Annotated in this window: 16 protein-coding genes; 10 read left to right on the plus strand and 6 right to left on the minus strand. The window is 51.8% G+C overall.

Annotated features, from left to right (window positions below; all coding sequences use genetic code 11):
• Window positions 1-167: 167 nt before the first annotated feature.
• Window positions 168-830 (plus strand): DedA family protein, encoded by a 663-nt coding sequence (locus ACF2G4_RS11455; RefSeq protein ID WP_215845581.1) that lies wholly within the window; start codon window positions 168-170, stop codon window positions 828-830.
• A 14-nt stretch (window positions 831-844) separates the two neighbouring features.
• On the opposite strand, the gene ACF2G4_RS11460 is transcribed toward ACF2G4_RS11455, so the two are convergent.
• Entirely contained in the window at window positions 845-1,753 is a 909-nt protein-coding gene (locus tag ACF2G4_RS11460) for an AraC family transcriptional regulator (RefSeq protein ID WP_215845580.1), read from the minus strand.
• A 204-nt stretch (window positions 1,754-1,957) separates the two neighbouring features.
• Between ACF2G4_RS11460 and dkgA the strand changes: the two genes are divergently transcribed.
• Window positions 1,958-2,785 carry a 2,5-didehydrogluconate reductase DkgA gene (gene dkgA / locus ACF2G4_RS11465; protein ID WP_409074851.1) on the plus strand — a complete coding sequence of 276 codons (828 nt, stop codon included), beginning with the start codon at window positions 1,958-1,960 and terminating at the stop codon, window positions 2,783-2,785.
• Window positions 2,786-3,032: 247 nt separating this feature from the next.
• Here the strand turns inward: dkgA and ftsP are convergent, their stop codons facing one another.
• From ftsP to parC, 3 genes are all read right to left on the minus strand, one after another.
• Window positions 3,033-4,463, minus strand: a complete 1,431-nt coding sequence (ftsP, locus tag ACF2G4_RS11470; RefSeq protein ID WP_409074852.1) for a cell division protein FtsP — start codon at window positions 4,461-4,463, stop codon at window positions 3,033-3,035.
• Between the two features lie 142 nt (window positions 4,464-4,605).
• Window positions 4,606-5,343, minus strand: coding sequence for a 1-acylglycerol-3-phosphate O-acyltransferase (locus tag ACF2G4_RS11475; RefSeq protein ID WP_215845577.1), 738 nt, complete (start codon window positions 5,341-5,343; stop codon window positions 4,606-4,608).
• Between the two features lie 46 nt (window positions 5,344-5,389).
• Window positions 5,390-7,663 (minus strand): DNA topoisomerase IV subunit A, encoded by a 2,274-nt coding sequence (parC, locus tag ACF2G4_RS11480; protein ID WP_243078944.1) that lies wholly within the window; start codon window positions 7,661-7,663, stop codon window positions 5,390-5,392.
• A gap of 418 nt (window positions 7,664-8,081) precedes the next feature.
• On the opposite strand from parC, the gene ACF2G4_RS11485 reads away from it, so the two are divergent.
• From ACF2G4_RS11485 to ACF2G4_RS11510, 6 genes are all read left to right on the plus strand, one after another.
• Window positions 8,082-9,644: a BglG family transcription antiterminator gene (locus ACF2G4_RS11485; RefSeq protein ID WP_409074853.1), complete on the plus strand. Its 1,563-nt coding sequence runs from the start codon at window positions 8,082-8,084 to the stop codon at window positions 9,642-9,644.
• A 14-nt stretch (window positions 9,645-9,658) separates the two neighbouring features.
• Window positions 9,659-10,129 (plus strand): PTS sugar transporter subunit IIA, encoded by a 471-nt coding sequence (locus ACF2G4_RS11490; RefSeq protein ID WP_215845575.1) that lies wholly within the window; start codon window positions 9,659-9,661, stop codon window positions 10,127-10,129.
• Window positions 10,130-10,151: 22 nt separating this feature from the next.
• Window positions 10,152-10,466, plus strand: a complete 315-nt coding sequence (locus tag ACF2G4_RS11495; RefSeq protein WP_215845574.1) for a PTS fructose transporter subunit IIB — start codon at window positions 10,152-10,154, stop codon at window positions 10,464-10,466.
• Window positions 10,467-10,477: 11 nt separating this feature from the next.
• Window positions 10,478-11,569: a PTS fructose transporter subunit IIC gene (locus ACF2G4_RS11500; RefSeq protein ID WP_243078942.1), complete on the plus strand. Its 1,092-nt coding sequence runs from the start codon at window positions 10,478-10,480 to the stop codon at window positions 11,567-11,569.
• 10 nt (window positions 11,570-11,579) lie between these two features.
• Complete coding sequence (locus ACF2G4_RS11505) at window positions 11,580-12,431, plus strand: class II fructose-bisphosphate aldolase (protein ID WP_409074854.1); 852 nt, start codon at window positions 11,580-11,582, stop codon at window positions 12,429-12,431.
• An 87-nt stretch (window positions 12,432-12,518) separates the two neighbouring features.
• The gene (locus ACF2G4_RS11510; protein ID WP_215845572.1) at window positions 12,519-13,379 is read left to right on the plus strand and encodes a ketose-bisphosphate aldolase; all 861 of its coding nucleotides are present in this window, start codon (window positions 12,519-12,521) and stop codon (window positions 13,377-13,379) included.
• 48 nt (window positions 13,380-13,427) lie between these two features.
• On the opposite strand, the gene ACF2G4_RS11515 is transcribed toward ACF2G4_RS11510, so the two are convergent.
• On the minus strand, window positions 13,428-14,195 hold the full coding sequence (locus ACF2G4_RS11515; protein ID WP_215845571.1) for a transporter substrate-binding domain-containing protein: 768 nt from the start codon (window positions 14,193-14,195) through the stop codon (window positions 13,428-13,430).
• 161 nt (window positions 14,196-14,356) lie between these two features.
• Here ACF2G4_RS11515 and ACF2G4_RS11520 point away from each other — a divergent pair, with 161 nt between their 5' ends.
• On the plus strand, window positions 14,357-14,938 hold the full coding sequence (locus tag ACF2G4_RS11520) for an NAD(P)H-dependent oxidoreductase (protein ID WP_215845570.1): 582 nt from the start codon (window positions 14,357-14,359) through the stop codon (window positions 14,936-14,938).
• 41 nt (window positions 14,939-14,979) lie between these two features.
• Window positions 14,980-15,288 carry a putative quinol monooxygenase gene (locus ACF2G4_RS11525; protein ID WP_215845569.1) on the plus strand — a complete coding sequence of 103 codons (309 nt, stop codon included), beginning with the start codon at window positions 14,980-14,982 and terminating at the stop codon, window positions 15,286-15,288.
• 358 nt (window positions 15,289-15,646) lie between these two features.
• On the opposite strand, the gene ACF2G4_RS11530 is transcribed toward ACF2G4_RS11525, so the two are convergent.
• A complete protein-coding gene (locus tag ACF2G4_RS11530) occupies window positions 15,647-16,546 on the minus strand; it encodes a LysR substrate-binding domain-containing protein (RefSeq protein ID WP_409074855.1) in 900 nt (299 codons plus the stop codon).
• Window positions 16,547-16,609: the final 63 nt, after the last annotated feature.

The following is a 16,609-nucleotide window of genomic DNA, read 5'->3' on the forward strand; positions in this document are numbered from 1 at the left end:
AGGTCGCTGCTGGCTAACTGTTAAAATATATCCTGAATAGTTTGAGCGCAGTAGAGCGGCAAGGTTGTTAGCCACAGGAATTGACTCAGCTGCGAGTCAGCATGGTCAACGCGCCGCCGCTTAAAATATGACGGGTATAGAATCCTTGTGACTTGATGGGAAAGCTAATGGGTGTATTACACGAGATTGTCCACGCGCTCTGGCATCAGGACTTTGCTGCGCTGGCTAATCCAGACGTGGTGTGGGTAGTTTACGGCGTGATGTTTTTGACGCTGTTTTTAGAAAATGGTCTGTTACCCGCTTCGTTTCTTCCCGGCGACAGCTTGCTGCTGCTGGCGGGTGCGATGGTCGCTAAAGGCGTGATGGATTTTATTCCCACCATGGTGATTTTGACCACCGCCGCCAGCCTCGGCTGTTGGCTCAGTTATTTGCAGGGGCGTTGGCTAGGCAATACCAAAATAGTGAAAGGCTGGCTGATGCATTTACCGGCACAGTATCACCAGCGCGCCTGGAATATGTTTAATCGTCACGGTTTGATGGCGCTGCTGGTAGGCCGCTTTCTCGCCTTTGTGCGCACCATTTTGCCCACCATGGCGGGCATTTCAGGCTTGCAGAATGGCCGTTTCCAGCTGTTTAACTGGCTGAGCGGCGCGCTGTGGGTGGGCATTGTGGTGGCGTTTGGTTATGGTATCAGTCAGGTGCCTTTCATCAAACGCCATGAAGATCAGGTGATGGCGATTTTAATGGTGCTGCCGATGGTGTTGCTGTTTCTTGGACTGGCTGGCAGCATCGCGATTATTTGGAAAAAGCGTCGGCAAAGCAAAGCCTGACCAGACCACGTGCGTCAGGCAGATGGCTCTGCCACCGTCTGACGCACGCGATTCACCTCTTCTCCCGGCGTCACGCCAAAATAGCGTTTAAACTCCCGCGAAAATTGCGATGGGCTTTCGTAGCCAACTCGCACCGCCGCCACGCTCGCTTTCATCCCTTCATGCAACATTAATAATCGCGCCTGATGCAGTCGATAGCGCTTGAGGTATTGCAGCGGTGAGGTTTGCGTCACAGCTTTAAAGTTGTGATGAAACGCTGACACGCTCATGTTAACTTCCGCCGCGAGCGTATCCACGCTGAGATTATCAGCAAAATGATTTTCAATGCGGCGCAGCGCACGGGCTATCTGGCTGAACTGCGTTTGGCGGCTCACCAGTGACAGCAGCGCACCGCCGATCGGCCCCGTCAGCACGTAATAGATAATCTCACGCACAATTTGCGGCCCGAGCACGCGGGCGTCACGCGGCTGGAGCATGACATCCAACAGACGTTCTGCGGCGCACAGCATCGGCTCTGTCAGCCAGGCTGAATGAATACCCGACGTTTGTGGTTGTGGCTGAAAGGCTTCGTCATCACCAATCTCAATCAGCAGATCCTGCAGGCTGGCGGTATCCACGTTCAGACACAGGCCCGCGATAGGCTGCTCAGGTGAGGCCCAGGTTTCACACTCCACCGGTAACGGCACGGTCAGCATCAAATATTTTGTCGCGTCATATTGGAAGACCGTGCTACCGAGATAGCCGGTTTTGCTGCCCTGAAACAGAATGACGATACCTGGCTGATACATCATCGGCGTACGCGGACGATATTGATTGGCATAGATCAGCGAGACATTTTCAACCGGACACAAGCGGGCGTGGTCGTGGGTCATTAACGCCACCACCTGCTGCGCCAGGCGATGACAAAGAGCGTCGTGCGCCATAAACACTCCTGGATATATAAAACGACCAGTCTGCCGTGCGCGTGCCTGAATCGCCAGCAAAATGGAGAATCAGGCAAGAAGCTAACAGGATCAGGCAGTGCAAAAGCGCCGTTTGCCTACCATGCTGAAAAGCAGCCTCAAAATTGTTGGCTAGACTTAAACACATTGAAAGTCACAGGTTAACTGCAACATAAAGGAGCAAGTATGGCAGACCAACCCATTATCAAACTGCACGATGGCAACATGATGCCGCAACTGGGACTTGGCGTGTGGCAGGCGAGCATTGAAGATGCGCGCAAAGCGGTGCTGAAAGCGCTGGATGTCGGCTATCGCTCCATCGATACCGCCGCGGCTTACAAAAATGAGGAAGCGATCAGGCAGGCCTTGCAGGAAACTGACGTGGCGCGCGAAGATATTTTTGTTACGACCAAACTGTGGAATGACGATCAACAGAACGTGCAACAAGCCCTGGAAACCAGTCTGGAAAAACTCAAACTAGACAAGGTTGATCTCTATTTGATGCATTGGCCGTGCCCAGAAAAAGATCATTATGTTGATGCCTGGAAAAAGATGATCGAACTACAGCAACAAGGCCTGGCCAAAAGCATCGGCGTCTGTAATTTCCATGAAGCACATTTAAAACGTCTATTGGATGAAACCGGTGTGACGCCAGTGGTGAATCAGATTGAGCTGCATCCTATGCTGCAACAGCGCACGCTGCATGCCTGGAATGCAATGCATCAGATTCAGACTGAATCCTGGAGCCCGCTGGCGCAGGGCGGTGAAGGCGTATTTGATCAGGCGATCATTAAAGAGCTGGCGAAAAAGTACGGTAAAACAGCCGCCCAGATTGTGATTCGCTGGCATCTCGACAGCGGTTTGGTGGTGATTCCGAAATCCGTCACACCAGAACGCATTGAGGAAAACTTCAAGGTGTTTGATTTCCGTCTGGATAAACATGAAGTGAGTGAGATTGCCAAACTGGACAGCGGCAACCGTTTAGGGCCGAATCCTGAGACCTTTAACGGCTGATTGAGTGCGAGGTTGTTTGTCCCCCACCTCAATTCTCTGAATTGCGAGGTCGTTTGTCCCCCACCTCAATCCTCTTAAGTGCGAGGTCGTTTGTCCCCCACCTCAATCCTCCCCCATACATGGGGGAGGAAGATGCTGCCCTATGCCGACTCAGTACCTGCATATGGCAGCGTCTCCTTCCCCCGCTTCGCGGGGGAAGGCTGGGATGGGGGACAGCGCGCTCAGAACTCAGCGCGTACCTTCAACATCAATTCGTTGGGTTCACCACCAACTGCCCCGCTGTACCGCGATCGGCTAACTCCAGCGTTTGACTGTAGTAAACAAAAGGGAAATGATCGGACGAACTTTGCGGGAAACTCACTAACAACTCCACATCACCATCCACCCAAACCGTATCTTTCCAGCCGCGATCCTCGCCCATCGGTTGCGCACCGTTCACACTTTTAATCAGGAACATCACACCCTGAATATGCAGTGCTTGCGGACGATCGGCTCGCACGATCCAGCGCTCAAACGTGCCTTGCTGTGTCGTGGTGTCAATGCGATTCATATCCCACATAGCGCCATTAATACCCGGCATGCTATCGCCGAGGCGGAATTCACGCGTACGTGATGCAACGCCATCAAGGATCTGATCCGGCAGTAACCGCATCGGTAACGTGTCTGTCACCAGCGGCAGTAAGCCGGTTGGACGCAGCGTCAAAATCAGCGTTGAGGTCAAAATGGATGAAGGCTCAAAGAAGCCGCGCAGACGATCCATGATGCTTGCTGCTGTACCGGCGGTAATGGAGACTTCATCGCCCTGCGACATATCCACCAGCACTTCTCGGCGTTCGCCTGGTGCCAAGGTTAGCCGCTGCACGGCAACCGGCGCGGGCAAAAAACCTTGATCGCTAGCGATCACGGTAAAGGGACGATTGTCGCTCAGGCTCATTTCATAGCGACGGGCATTCGAGGCGTTCAGCAAGCGTAAACGCACCCAGCCGCGTGACACTTCAACAAACGGATTGCGCACACCATTAACCAACAGCGTATCGCCAAGAAAACCGCCATCTTGCGGCGGGTCATACACCGGCGTAGCAAAGTTATCGAGCCGCTTGTCTTGAATGATGATAGGGAAATCGTCGACGCCATAATGGTTTGGTAACGGTAACTGCTTGCTGACGTCATCTTCAATCAACCACATTCCCGCCAGGCCGTTATAGATGTGCGGTGCCATACGGTTTGGCGTATTGGCGTGATACCAGCACGTTGATGCGCCCTGACGAATCGGCAATACCGGTGCCCAGTCAGCACCCGCCGACATCATGCGCGGTGCGCCGCCCATCAGCGCCCCCGGCAAGAGCAAGCCGCTAACGGTCATTGAAACCGGTTCATTAAGACGGTTGCTGTAGATGAGTTTGACATCATCACCGCTGTAGACGCGCACTGTCGGCCCAAGATACATGCCGTTCAGGCCCCACACCGGGACTTTATTATTGTCGCCGCTAAATGACCAATGGCTGCGCTGTAAAGTCAGAAACAGCGGTTGGCCGCGACGTGATTCAAACAACGGCGGAATCGGAAGCGGCGTTTCACCACTGGGATTTGAGGCGGCACGAGCCGCATGAGGTATGGCACTGGCGCTAAGCGCCACTCCAGCAGAAAGCTGGATGAACTGACGTCTGCTGAAAGACATAAAACTTCTGACCTTTTACGCGTGGCGTTCAAACGCCAACCCTGTTTTTATTGCTGTATTTGCTGTGCTGCGTTTACGGCAGCGACAAAAGAGTCCGCTGCCGTAGGCATCCCTGCAGGATAGTCGGCGATGAACTCGCCGGTCAGATTTTACCGTTTTTTTCGCGTTCTTCGACTTCGGCGTTAAGCTCTTCCAGCTTCGCCGCCATCAATTCACGACAATGCGTAGCCAGTTTACGTACCGATGTGGCCTCAAACTGCTTTATATCCACCGGCTCCAGCATTTCAACGATCACTAAACCGTTTTTCAGGCGGTTTAGGTTAATCTTTCCATGCGTGTTAGACACCACAATCGGGATGATTGGCACACCCGCTGCAACGGCGGCATGAAATGCGCCCGTTTTAAACGGCAGCAGGCCGCGTCCACGGCTGCGGGTTCCTTCCGGGAACATCCAGAACGAGATACGCTTTTTGTTGAACTGATCCACTAACTCACCGATGGTGCCATGCGCTTTAGAGCGATTATCACGATCGATCAGCAAGTTACCGGCCAACCAGTAGAGCAGCCCAAAAAACGGCACCCACAACAGCGTCTTTTTACCGACCGTCACCGTGGTAGGCTGCACGATTTTAGCGGCAGTGATCATGTCGTAGTTGTTCTGGTGGTTCGCGATGTAAATCGCATTACCGTACTTATCCGCGCCCGGCGGCCTTCTTAACTCTACCTTAACGCCAAACACTGTCGACAATTTGCCGAACAGATGACCAAAAGTGGCGACATGGCGTGGATTGCGCGGTGAAAACAGACACCAGATACAACCAAACACACACACCAGGATTGAATAAATCACCACGATAATCGTACGCAGTATTAGTAACATAGCTTCCTCATTGTCCCGAGGCTGACGCGAATGTCAGCCCGGTTGCTTACTCTTCGCTATCCGTATTTCCTGGACGCGCTGGGGCATCCAGCTCCACACGATCAATTTTTTGCAGGCCGCGTGGCAGTAAGGTGCCGCGACGACCGCGATCGGCGCGGAATTTTTGTAACTCTTCACTGCGCAGCAATAACTTACGTTTACCTACGTGCAGCGTGATATTGCTACCTGGCGGCAGAATCATCAGCCACGCCAGCTTGTCTGTACCCGCTGCCGCTTCTGCAGACGGAATAGAGATAATCTTGTTGCCCTTGCCTTTCGACATTTGCGGCAGCTCACCGACCGGGAACATCAGCATCCGTCCAGCTTGGGTGATCGCCAGCAGCATGTCATCTTCATGATGAACCGCCATGGGTGTCATGACGCGCGCATTGTCCGGCAGCGTCAGCAACGCTTTACCGGCGCGGTTACGCGACACCAGATCGTTAAACGTACAAATGAAACCGTAGCCCGCATCTGACGCCATCAACAGCCGTTGGTCGTCAGGCTCCATCAACACTTGTTCAACTACCGCGCCCGGCGGCGGCGTCAGCTTGCCCGTTAACGGCTCGCCCTGCCCGCGTGCGGAAGGCAATGAAGTGGGATCCAGCGTATAGCTGCGCCCCGTGGAATCGATGAATGCCACCGGCTGATTACTCTTGCCGCGTGCCGCAGCCAGATAACTGTCGCCAGCTTTGTAGCTCAAACCGCTGGGATCAATATCATGACCTTTGGCGCTGCGCACCCAGCCCATTTGCGACAACACAATAGTGACCGGTTCTGACGGAACCAGTTCCGTTTCACTCAGGGCTTTCGCTTCTTCACGTTCACGCAGCGGAGAACGGCGATCATCGCCGTAGCTGGCGCTGTCGGCTTGCAATTCTTTCTTCAGCAGCGTGTTCATTTTGCGTTCGGAAGCCAAAATCGCCTGCAGCTGATCACGCTCTTTTTCCAGTTCGCTCTGCTCGCCACGAATCTTCATCTCTTCCAACTTCGCCAAATGGCGCAGTTTCAGTTCGAGGATCGCTTCAGACTGGGTTTCGCTGATATCAAAGCGCGACATCAATATCTGTTTTGGTTCGTCCTCGGTACGGATGATATGAATCACTTCATCAATATTGAGAAACGCCACCAGCAAACCATCAAGGATATGCAAACGACGCAGCACGCGCTCTAACCGGTAATTCAGGCGACGACGCACGGTATCGCGACGGTACACCAGCCATTCGGACAGGATCTCCAGCAGGTTTTTCACCGCTGGACGGTTATCCAGGCCGATCATATTCAGGTTTACGCGATAGCTTTTTTCCAGATCGGTGGTGGCGAACAGATGGTTCATCACCTGATCGAGATCGACGCGATTGGATCGCGGCACGATCACTAAGCGCGTTGGGTTCTCATGGTTGGATTCATCACGTAAATCCTCCACCATCGGCAGCTTTTTATTGCGCATCTGGTTAGCAATCTGCTCCAGCACGCGCGCACCCGAAACCTGATGCGGTAAAGCGCTGATCACCACTTCGCCATCTTCTTTCTTATAGACAGCGCGCTGACGAATAGAGCCACGACCATTCTGGTAGATTTTACGGATCTCGTCGCGCGGCGTAATGATTTCCGCTTCATTCGGGAAATCAGGTCCCTGAACGATATCCAGCAGATCATCCAGCGTGGTTTTAGGATTATCGATCAGCGCGATCACCGCCTGTGCCACTTCACGCAAGTTGTGCGGTGGAATGTCGGTCGCCATCCCCACGGCAATACCGGTGGTGCCGTTTAGCAGGATATTGGGCAGACGCGCCGGCAACATTTTCGGCTCTTGCATCGTGCCGTCAAAGTTGGGGATGTAATCAACCGTGCCCTGGCCTAATTCGCCCAACAGCACTTCGGCATATTTTGACAGGCGAGATTCGGTGTAACGCATTGCTGCGAACGATTTCGGATCGTCCGGTGCGCCCCAGTTTCCCTGACCATCAACCAGCGGATAGCGGTAGGAAAACGGCTGCGCCATTAACACCATCGCTTCATAACAGGCGCTGTCGCCGTGCGGATGGTATTTACCCAATACATCACCCACGGTACGGGCAGATTTTTTAAATTTTGCGCTGTTGTTTAGCCCCAGTTCCGACATGGCGTAAACAATGCGGCGCTGAACCGGCTTCAAACCGTCGCCAATATAAGGCAAGGCGCGGTCCATGATCACGTACATGGAATAGTTTAAGTACGCATTCTCAGTAAATGTGTGCAAGGCAAGACGCTCTGCACCATCCTGCGTCAATTCACTCATTATGCTTTCATCCTCACATCGTGGCCCACAACAGCGGGACACCCGACGGTTGTTTGGCGAGGATAGTACCTTATTCGCCTGATTTAGTCACAGGGGAAGCGTGGCACGGCAGGCTGAGAATTAATCCTTTTTTTTATGTGACCCAGCGCGTAAATAAAAAACAGAATGAGATAACGCTCACAAAATAATAGTGATAATTAATTGTGATCGCGTTCGCAATTAAAAACTCACCAAGCCTTATCGTATTAACGCTGTCCCGTAACTGGACAAGATTTAGTATTGTCGTTATTTCCGACCCCACCTAAATTTATCTCCATGCCTTACGACCTGATTTTTATTGCACGCTTGTCTCTTGATTTAATTAACTCCGCTAAAGCAGCGAAATGAAATATACGCAGCTTTAAAGATAAGGTGACTCATGCAAAATTTGACGTCAAGACAACATCGCCTGCTGAAATTACTGCTGCAAAACAGCGCCCCGCTTACTTTGCCGCTGCTGGCGCAACAGTTAGAAGTCTCAGAGAAAAGTATCTACCGTGACTTACAAAGTATTGAGCTATGGCTGGTCGACTGGCACATCGCAATAGAAAAATTGCCGGGCCGTGGATTGCGTTTACAGATTGGTGACATGCAGCAAAGAGCACAGCTGGAACAGCATTTGACCAGCGAAGAACATTGGTCAGAAGGGTTTAGTCATAATGCACGTCGCGTGAAGATTGCTTCGCAACTGCTGAGTGAATCACCGCGAGAAACCTCAATCAGCAAGCTTTCAGAGCGCTACTTCATTAGCCATGCGTCAATAGTGAATGATTTAAGAGTGATTGAAGAGTGGCTGCAACCGCTGGGATTGCTGCTGGTGCGCAGCCAGAGCGGCACACACGTTGAGGGCAGCGAGCAGGCGCTGCGTCAGGCGATCGTTTCGCTGATCAATGACGTTATGCAGCATCATACGGCCAGCAACTCACTGGAACCACGCCTCGATCCGGGCAGCTATCAGGCGCTGATTCACTATTTCGGTGAACAGGATGTCGCCTTCGTGCAGGCTTTGCTGCAGCAGATGGAGCAGCAGTTGAGTTATCCGCTCAGCGATGCCTACTACATTAATCTCTGCACCCATATTTTGATCATGATGCATCGTATGGCGCAGGGAAACGCGTTGTCGCTGCCGTCGGCACTGAGTTCACCGGAACTGGATAGTCGCATTTTACTTATTGCTCGCCAGATGGTGACGCGCATTGAGCAACGTATTCAAGCACCCTTGCCCGTCGATGAAGTCGGTTTTATTTATCAGTATATCGTTTCGTCTGGCATTGTCATGGAAGAGCGTGGCAATGAAATGGCTGCGCAATATCAATTCGCCAGTGAAGAGTCGTTAAAAATAACCCATGAATTAATCCGCTGCTTCTCAGAATTAATTCAACGTGACGTGTCCCAGGACCGCTTATTATTTGAAGGGTTACTTATTCATATTAAGCCACTCATCAATCGACTTAAATATCACATTAATATCCGTAACCCTTTACTCGATGATATTAAAAATGAGTTAAGCGAGATATTTTCGTTGACGCAACTCGCCATGCGTCTGACGGCAAAGCACTTCCAGCTCTCAACCGTGGCGGATGATGAAGTGGGTTATCTCTGCGTACATTTCCAGGCCGCACTGGAGCGGCAGATTGCCCATAAACGCATTTTGGTGGTCTGCTCCAGCGGCGTAGGCACTTCGCATCTGTTGAAAAGCCGCATTCTGCGCGCTTTCCCGGATTGGATCATCGTCGGCGTGGTCTCTGCCAACAATCTGAGCCGCTTTTGCCAGCAGGAAACGGTGGATTTAGTGATCACCACGATTCATCTCGATAGCACTGATTTACCGATGGTTTACGTTACCGCCTTTTTTAATGACGACGACATTCGGCGCGTGACGGAAGCGATGATTGGCAGCCAGCTGCCGCACACGGCGCATTGCGCTATGGCAATTAATTGAATGAGGTTTGACTGATGGATATTTCCCGCATTCTTAACCCGCGCCGCGTAAACCTGGCACTGCACGCTACCAGCAAGGAAGAGGTAATAAATGAATTAACCGAACTGCTTTATCAGGACGGCGCCATCAGCGACAAGCAGGCATTTATAGAGGATGTCTGGCTACGCGAGGCGGAAGGCTCTACCGGCTTTGAAAATCATGTTGCTATTCCGCACGGGAAATCCTCTGCGGTGCTGCAAACCACGCTGGCGATTGGCCGTACGCAACATGACATTCCGTGGGAAACGCTGGATGACAGTGCGGTGCGCTGCATCATTCTGTTTGCGGTACGGCTCGAAGATCAGAACACCACCCATATTCGCCTGTTGTCACAAGTGGCCAGCGCGCTGGCCGATGATGAGGTGATTGCCCAACTGCTGGCAGAAAACGATCCCAGCAAAATCATCCGGCTGTTTAGTCAGTACGCCGAAACCGATCTCTGTTAATCCTACAATCCCGAGGTAAAACATGAATATCGTCTGTGTTGCCGCCTGCACGGCGGGCATCGCGCATACCTATATTGCGCGTGAAAAACTGATTAAAGGCGCACACGCGCTGGGTCATACCATCCAGGTAGAAACGCAAGGCACCATCGGTACTGAAAATGCCTTGAGCCATGAAGCTATTGCGGCGGCGGATGTAGTGATTCTGGCGGTTGATGTGAAAATCAGCGGTGAAGATCGCTTTCGCGGCAAACCGATCGTGAGAGTGAAAACCGAAGTGGTGATCAAGTCGCCGGTTAAATTCCTCGAGAAAGTGGCGGATTCACTGGCGCGTGCGTGAGGAGATCCAGCATGAACACTATCAAACGGCAATATGGTCAAGAGATCAAAGGGCATCTTCTCACTGGGATTTCATGGATGATCCCGCTGATCGTCGCTGCCGGGATCTGTATCGCGCTAGGTCAGGTGATCGGGGGGCCCGACGTCGGTAAACAGACCGGCAGTATCGCCTGGATGCTTAACCAGATCGGCGGATGGGGAATGGGATTGATCGTGCCGTTGATCAGCGCGGCGATCGCATATTCGATTGCTGATCGACCCGGTTTTGCACCCGGCCTGATCGTCGGTTTCATCTGCGGGCAGATCGGCACCGGTTTTATCGGCGGCATTCTCGGCGGTTTTCTGGTGGGCTACACCGTGCTGCTACTGCGCCGCAGCATCAAACTGCCGCAGTCGATGCAGGGATTGATGCCCGTCATGATATTGCCGGTGCTCAGCACGGTTATCGCTGGACTGCTGATGATGACGTTTGTGGGCCAGCCCATTGTCTGGCTACAAAAGACCTTGATTGCGCTGCTGGAGTCGATGCAGGGCGGCTCGAAGTTTGTGATGGGGGCCATTCTGGGCGCAATGGCGACCTTTGACTTCGGCGGGCCAATCAACAAAACCATGTCATTGTTCGCCGATGGCATGTTAGTTGACGGTATTTATGGCCCTGAAGCGGTGAAATTTGTCGGTTCGATTATTCCCCCGTTTGGCATCACCCTCTCTTACTTGCTAACGCGTCACAAATATACACAGGCAGAAAAAGAGGCGCTAAAAGCAGCCTTTCCGATGGGTATCTGCATGATCACCGAAGGTGTGATTCCGATTGCTGCCCGTGACTTGTTCCGTGTGGTTGGTAGTTGCGTGGTGGCCTCTTCCATTGCTGGCGGATTGATCATGGTCTGGGGCGTGGAAGCGCCAGTGCCGCACGGTGGCATGTTCGTGGTGCCGCTGTTTACCAAACCTTGGCTGTTTTGTCTGGCGCTTGGTATCGGCACGGCAATATGCGGCGTGATGCTTTCTCTGCTGAAAAAAACGGTTACCCAAGCGGATGAAGAGTTTGACGACGTGGAAGACCACAGTGTTCGCGACGATGACATCAAATTCACGCTGGAATAAGGAGCCATGTATGTATGCAGCAATGAACGACCTGATTACTCAGGCAGCACGCGGCAAGTATGCGGTGCTGGCTATCAACTGCTTCAATCTGGAAACTGCCCGCGCAGCTATTCAGGCAGCCGAGCAGCAGCGTGCGCCGCTGATCCTCAACGTTTATCAGGGGCACAGCGCACACTTCCCGCCCGCCATTGCCGTGCCGCTGGTGCGAGCGCTGGCTGAAGCGGCCAACGTCCCGATTGCGCTGGCACTCGATCATGGCAAAGCTTTTGCGTTGATTGGGCAAGCCTTTCGCGCAGGTTTTACCGGCCTGATGATTGATGCTTCATCAGAGCCGCTAACGGAGAATATTCGGCAGACCGTGCAAGTAGTGAACATGGCGCATACCACAGGCGTATGCGTTGAAGGCGAACTGGGGCATATCGCCGATGCGCCTACCTATGAACGGGCGGATGCGGCGGTGAAAATGACGCAGGTGAAAGATGTGCTGCCCTTTATTGAACAGACTCAAATCGATCTGCTGGCGGTTTCGGTGGGCACAGCGCACGGCCTTTATCCGGCTGGCGTTAAACCGCAAATCGACTTTCAGCGCTTGAGCGAGATACACGCGGCTTCATCCGTTCCACTCGCGCTACATGGCGGCAGCGGTACGCCCGCCGATGATATTCGCCGCGTCAGTCAGCATGGCGTGGTCAAAATCAATGTCGGTGCTGCGGTGTTTGATGCCGGAAAACAGGCATTGCAGCAAGCGCTGAAACAACATCCCGATGCTGAACTGGCGGATTTACAAGGATTAATGGAATCCGCCTGCCGTGAAGTGGTTATTGAATATTTGAGCTGGTCAGGCGCTGCTAACCAAGCCTGATAATCCTTTTTAGATCACCGCAAAAAAGTCTGTGACCACACAGGCGCGGGAATCCTTTGTCGTAAAACAAGCTGAGGAATAGTTAACATGTTGATTTCAATGAAAGAGATGTTAAGCCCTACTCGCCAACACCGTTTCGCCATTGGCGCGTTTAACGTGGCGGATAGCTGCTTTATTCGTGCAGTGGTAGAAGAAGCAGAAGCAACGCAAACCCCGGCCATTATTTCGATCCATCCCAGCGAACTGGAATTTGTCACCGATGCGTTCTTTGGCTACGTCCGCGAGCGTACGCTGAAAAGCAAAGTGCCATTTACTCTGCACCTTGATCATGGCGCTTCGGTAGCGCAGGTGTTGCGTGCAATTCAGTGCGGGTTCACCTCGGTAATGATCGATGGTTCGCTGCTGCCTTATGAAGAGAACGTGGCATTGACCAAAGAAGTCGTGAAACTGGCGCATGCAGTAGGCGTTTCGGTAGAGGGTGAGTTGGGCACCATCGGCGATACGGGAACCTCGGTTGAAGGCGGCGTCAGTAAAGTCATCTACACCGATCCGGCTCAGGCCGAAGATTATGTTCAGCGTACCGGCGTTGATACTTTAGCGGTGGCGATTGGCACCGCACACGGCATCTATCCAAAAGATATGAAGCCAGAATTGCAGATGCATATTTTGCGAGAAATCTCGCAGCGCGTCGATATTCCGCTGGTGCTGCATGGCGGATCAGCTAATCCCGATGCCGAAGTAGCGGAGGCTGTGACGTTAGGTGTCGGAAAAATAAATATTTCCAGCGATATGAAGTTCGCTTACTTCCAGAAAGTCCGTGAAGTGTTAACGCGTGAAACCTGGTGGGACCCGAATGTTATCTATCCAGAAGCGATTGATGCAGCCAAAGCGGTCATTCGCTACAAGATGAACCTGTTTGGTGGTTTGGGTAAAGCCAACCTTTATTAAAGGCAATAAAAGGCCGGGACGATCCCGGCCTGTTCCGTTAACACGTTTTTACTGACTAACGCCCATCCATTGTTCTGCAACGCGCGCGTATTCACCGGTTGCCGTACTCAGATGCAGCCATTGATCGACATACTGTTTCCAGCTGATGTCATCACGCGGAATCATGTAAGCCTTCTCGCCATATTGCAGCGGTTTATCCGCATTCAACGCACAAAGTTGCGGAAAGCGCTTCTGTTGATAAAGCGCTTCTGAGGCATCGGTGATCATCACATCCGCTTTGTTATCCACCAACTGCTGGAAAATGGTGACGTTATCGTGGAACAACGTCAGCGAAGCCTGTGGTAAATGACTATGGACAAAGGCTTCGTTGGTGCCGCCCGCCGGTTCAATCAAACGGACGCTGGGCTTATTTAGCTGCTCAACGGTTTGATATTTTTCTTTATCCGTACAGCGCACCAGCGGAATTTTTCCGTCTACTCCCAGCGGCTGAGCGAACCACGCCGTTTGCTGACGTTTTAATGTCACCGACACGCCACCGAGCGCGATGTCGCAGTGCTTCGCGAGGAAATCCTGCATCAGGGTTTTCCATGTGGTGGGCACCCATTCGACTTTTGCGCCAAGTGAAGCCGCCAGCGACTGCGCCATGCTGATGTCCAGCCCTTCATAATTGCCATCTGAACGCAGATAGCTGTAAGGCTTGTAATCGCCAGTGGTGCAGACTTTCAACGTTTTACTGCTGAGAATGTTATCGAGATGGGATTGTGCCTGCGCGGCACCAGAGGCCAGCAGCAGTACAAATAGAAAGCTTTTTTTCATGGGTTATGCGTCTTATTTGATGTTGATTCGCGCGCTGATGGTGACATAAATGCAGGGATTATTGCTGTACAGGCAAAAGTGTTGTGATCCAAATCCCATTTTTCCCGTGCCGCTTCGCGCGTAAGCTGTGGCCCATAGTCAAATAACGGAGCACACAGTTAATGAGCAAGATTTTAATTATTGATGGTGGCAAAACGTTTGCCCATTCCAAAGGCGAACTGAATCACACCCTGACCGACGTGGCTGCCAGCCAGCTGCGCGACTTAGGACATGAAGTTTCGGTCACCGTTGCGGACAGCGATTATGTGGTTGCCGACGAAGTGCAAAAATATGTAGAGAGCGACGTGGTGATTTATCAAATGCCAGGCTGGTGGATGGGCGAGCCGTGGACGGTAAAACGCTACATTGATGAAATCTTTACTGAAGGTCACGGTTCACTGTATGCCAGTGATGGTCGTTCTCGTTCAGATGCTGAAAAGAAATACGGTTCTGGCGGTCTGCTTCAGGGCAAAAAATATATGCTTTCTCTGACGTGGAATGCCCCGCTGGATGCCTTCACCGATCCAGATCAGTTCTTTGAAGGCGTGGGTGTTGATGGCCTTTATTTACACTTCCATAAAGCCAACCAGTTCCTGGGAATGGAAGCATTGCCAACCTTTATTTGTAACGACGTGATCAAACAACCGGATGTTCCGCGTGATATTGAACGTTATCGGACTCATCTCAGTCACGTTTTTGCGTAAGATAGCGTGAGGTGAAATTCACTGCAAAAGAGGAAGCGCGCATGTTAACTGTGGTTGCTGAAATTTGTATTAAGCCCGGTCGTCGACAGAGGGTGCTGGATATCATCAACAAACTGATTCCCACAGTGTTAGATGAAGAAGGTTGTCATCAATACGATGCCTTAGTGGATCATCAGGCGCAGGTGCCGTGGAAACAAAATTCCCCGGACTCCATTTTTATGCTGGAGCAGTGGGAATCGTTACGCCATCTGGAGCAGCATCAGCAAATGCCACATATGGAAACACATCGTGAGCAGATCAAAGATGATGTCATTGATGTGAAGATTTTAGTGCTGGAGCCGACGGCCTGATTTATTGGCTTTCGCTGCAAACAAAAAAGCCCTTGTCATATGACAAGGGCTTTTTTAACGTTGAAACTCAACCGTTATACATTTATTGCTGATTAGTGACTTCCTGCTGAATCAGCCGTTGTGCATCGCCGATCCCGTTTTCGAATACATCCTCTTCAACGCCCGCCACGGTAACGCTGCCTTCCGCTTGCTACCAGTCCTTTCCTTCCGGCATCCAGCGTCAGCGCTTTATCCTTTTCTACGCTCCCCCTTATCGGGGTTAGTGATGTTACGTACTGAACGCACGCCATGAAGTTAGCGACCGAAAAGAGGAGCTCAATAAATCTTATTGAATGGAGAGGGTTATTTTATGACACGCTTAAAGCAGTTTTTTTGTTTCAATCTGCTCACGCAGAAAGTCTAAAAAGCAGGTAATACGCGAGAAAAGCATATTATTACGGTAATAAACGGCGTGAATGGGGAGACGTAATTCATGCGTTTCGTCTTGCAGAACTTGCACTAGCCGACCCGCCGCGCGGTCTTCCCGACTCACAAAGTCAGATAATCGCGCGATGCCTTGGCCTGCTAATGCCAAATGACGAATGGTTTCGCCGCTTGAGGCAGTGATATTGGGTTTAATGCGAAGGTATTCGCCGTCACGCTGCAATACTGGCCAGACGTTATGTGTCTCTACCTGGCTAAATCCAATTAGCTGATGCGACTCCAGATCTGTTACGTTGGCTGGCGTACCGTATTTCTGAAGGTAAGCTGGGCTAGCAACCAGCAGAATTGCGCTGCTACCCAATTTGCGAGCATGCATGGTCGAGTCGCGCAGCTCTCCAATGCGAATGGCAATATCGGTTTGCTGTTCAAGCAGATCAATCACAATATCGTTGGTATTGAGTTCCAGATTAATTAAGGGATAACGTTTACTGAACGCTTCCACTAACGGCACAATCAGGTGCAACATAAATGGCGCGGCAGCATTTATTCGAAGACGACCGGAAGGCATCCCACTGCGATGTGCGATCTGTTCTTCCGCCTGCTCCACAGATGTCAGTATTTGTCGGGCATGCTCAAGAAAGATCTGTCCCTCTTCTGTCAGCGCCAGCCGGCGTGTTGTACGATTTAACAGCGTTGTTCGCAACTTACTCTCAAGACGGCTCAGAGCACGACTAATCCCGGAGCTGGTTTGCCCCAATTGTTCAGCCGCAGCCGTTATTGAACCGGTATCGACCACTGAAACCCAAGCGCGCAATTCTTCCAGCGTGATTTTCACTCTCTCTTCCTGTCTTTCGTGAACCACATAGGGTTTATCTTGATATTTATCCCAATAAATCAG

Origin of the sequence: Pantoea phytostimulans, from assembly GCF_046118715.1 — a bacterium.
GTDB lineage: Bacteria > Pseudomonadota > Gammaproteobacteria > Enterobacterales > Enterobacteriaceae > Pantoea > Pantoea phytostimulans.

Bases quoted from the DNA above. Each gene is read 5' to 3' on its own strand.
- ACF2G4_RS11455 (WP_215845581.1), top strand. From the start codon at position 168: ATGGGTGTATTACACGAGATTGTCCACGCGCTCTGGCATCAGGACTTT.
- ACF2G4_RS11460 (WP_215845580.1), bottom strand. From the start codon at position 1,753: ATGGCGCACGACGCTCTTTGTCATCGCCTGGCGCAGCAGGTGGTGGCG.
- dkgA (WP_409074851.1), top strand. From the start codon at position 1,958: ATGGCAGACCAACCCATTATCAAACTGCACGATGGCAACATGATGCCG.
- ftsP (WP_409074852.1), bottom strand. From the start codon at position 4,463: ATGTCTTTCAGCAGACGTCAGTTCATCCAGCTTTCTGCTGGAGTGGCG.
- ACF2G4_RS11475 (WP_215845577.1), bottom strand. From the start codon at position 5,343: ATGTTACTAATACTGCGTACGATTATCGTGGTGATTTATTCAATCCTG.
- parC (WP_243078944.1), bottom strand. From the start codon at position 7,663: ATGAGTGAATTGACGCAGGATGGTGCAGAGCGTCTTGCCTTGCACACA.
- ACF2G4_RS11485 (WP_409074853.1), top strand. From the start codon at position 8,082: ATGCAAAATTTGACGTCAAGACAACATCGCCTGCTGAAATTACTGCTG.
- ACF2G4_RS11490 (WP_215845575.1), top strand. From the start codon at position 9,659: ATGGATATTTCCCGCATTCTTAACCCGCGCCGCGTAAACCTGGCACTG.
- ACF2G4_RS11495 (WP_215845574.1), top strand. From the start codon at position 10,152: ATGAATATCGTCTGTGTTGCCGCCTGCACGGCGGGCATCGCGCATACC.
- ACF2G4_RS11500 (WP_243078942.1), top strand. From the start codon at position 10,478: ATGAACACTATCAAACGGCAATATGGTCAAGAGATCAAAGGGCATCTT.
- ACF2G4_RS11505 (WP_409074854.1), top strand. From the start codon at position 11,580: ATGTATGCAGCAATGAACGACCTGATTACTCAGGCAGCACGCGGCAAG.
- ACF2G4_RS11510 (WP_215845572.1), top strand. From the start codon at position 12,519: ATGTTGATTTCAATGAAAGAGATGTTAAGCCCTACTCGCCAACACCGT.
- ACF2G4_RS11515 (WP_215845571.1), bottom strand. From the start codon at position 14,195: ATGAAAAAAAGCTTTCTATTTGTACTGCTGCTGGCCTCTGGTGCCGCG.
- ACF2G4_RS11520 (WP_215845570.1), top strand. From the start codon at position 14,357: ATGAGCAAGATTTTAATTATTGATGGTGGCAAAACGTTTGCCCATTCC.
- ACF2G4_RS11525 (WP_215845569.1), top strand. From the start codon at position 14,980: ATGTTAACTGTGGTTGCTGAAATTTGTATTAAGCCCGGTCGTCGACAG.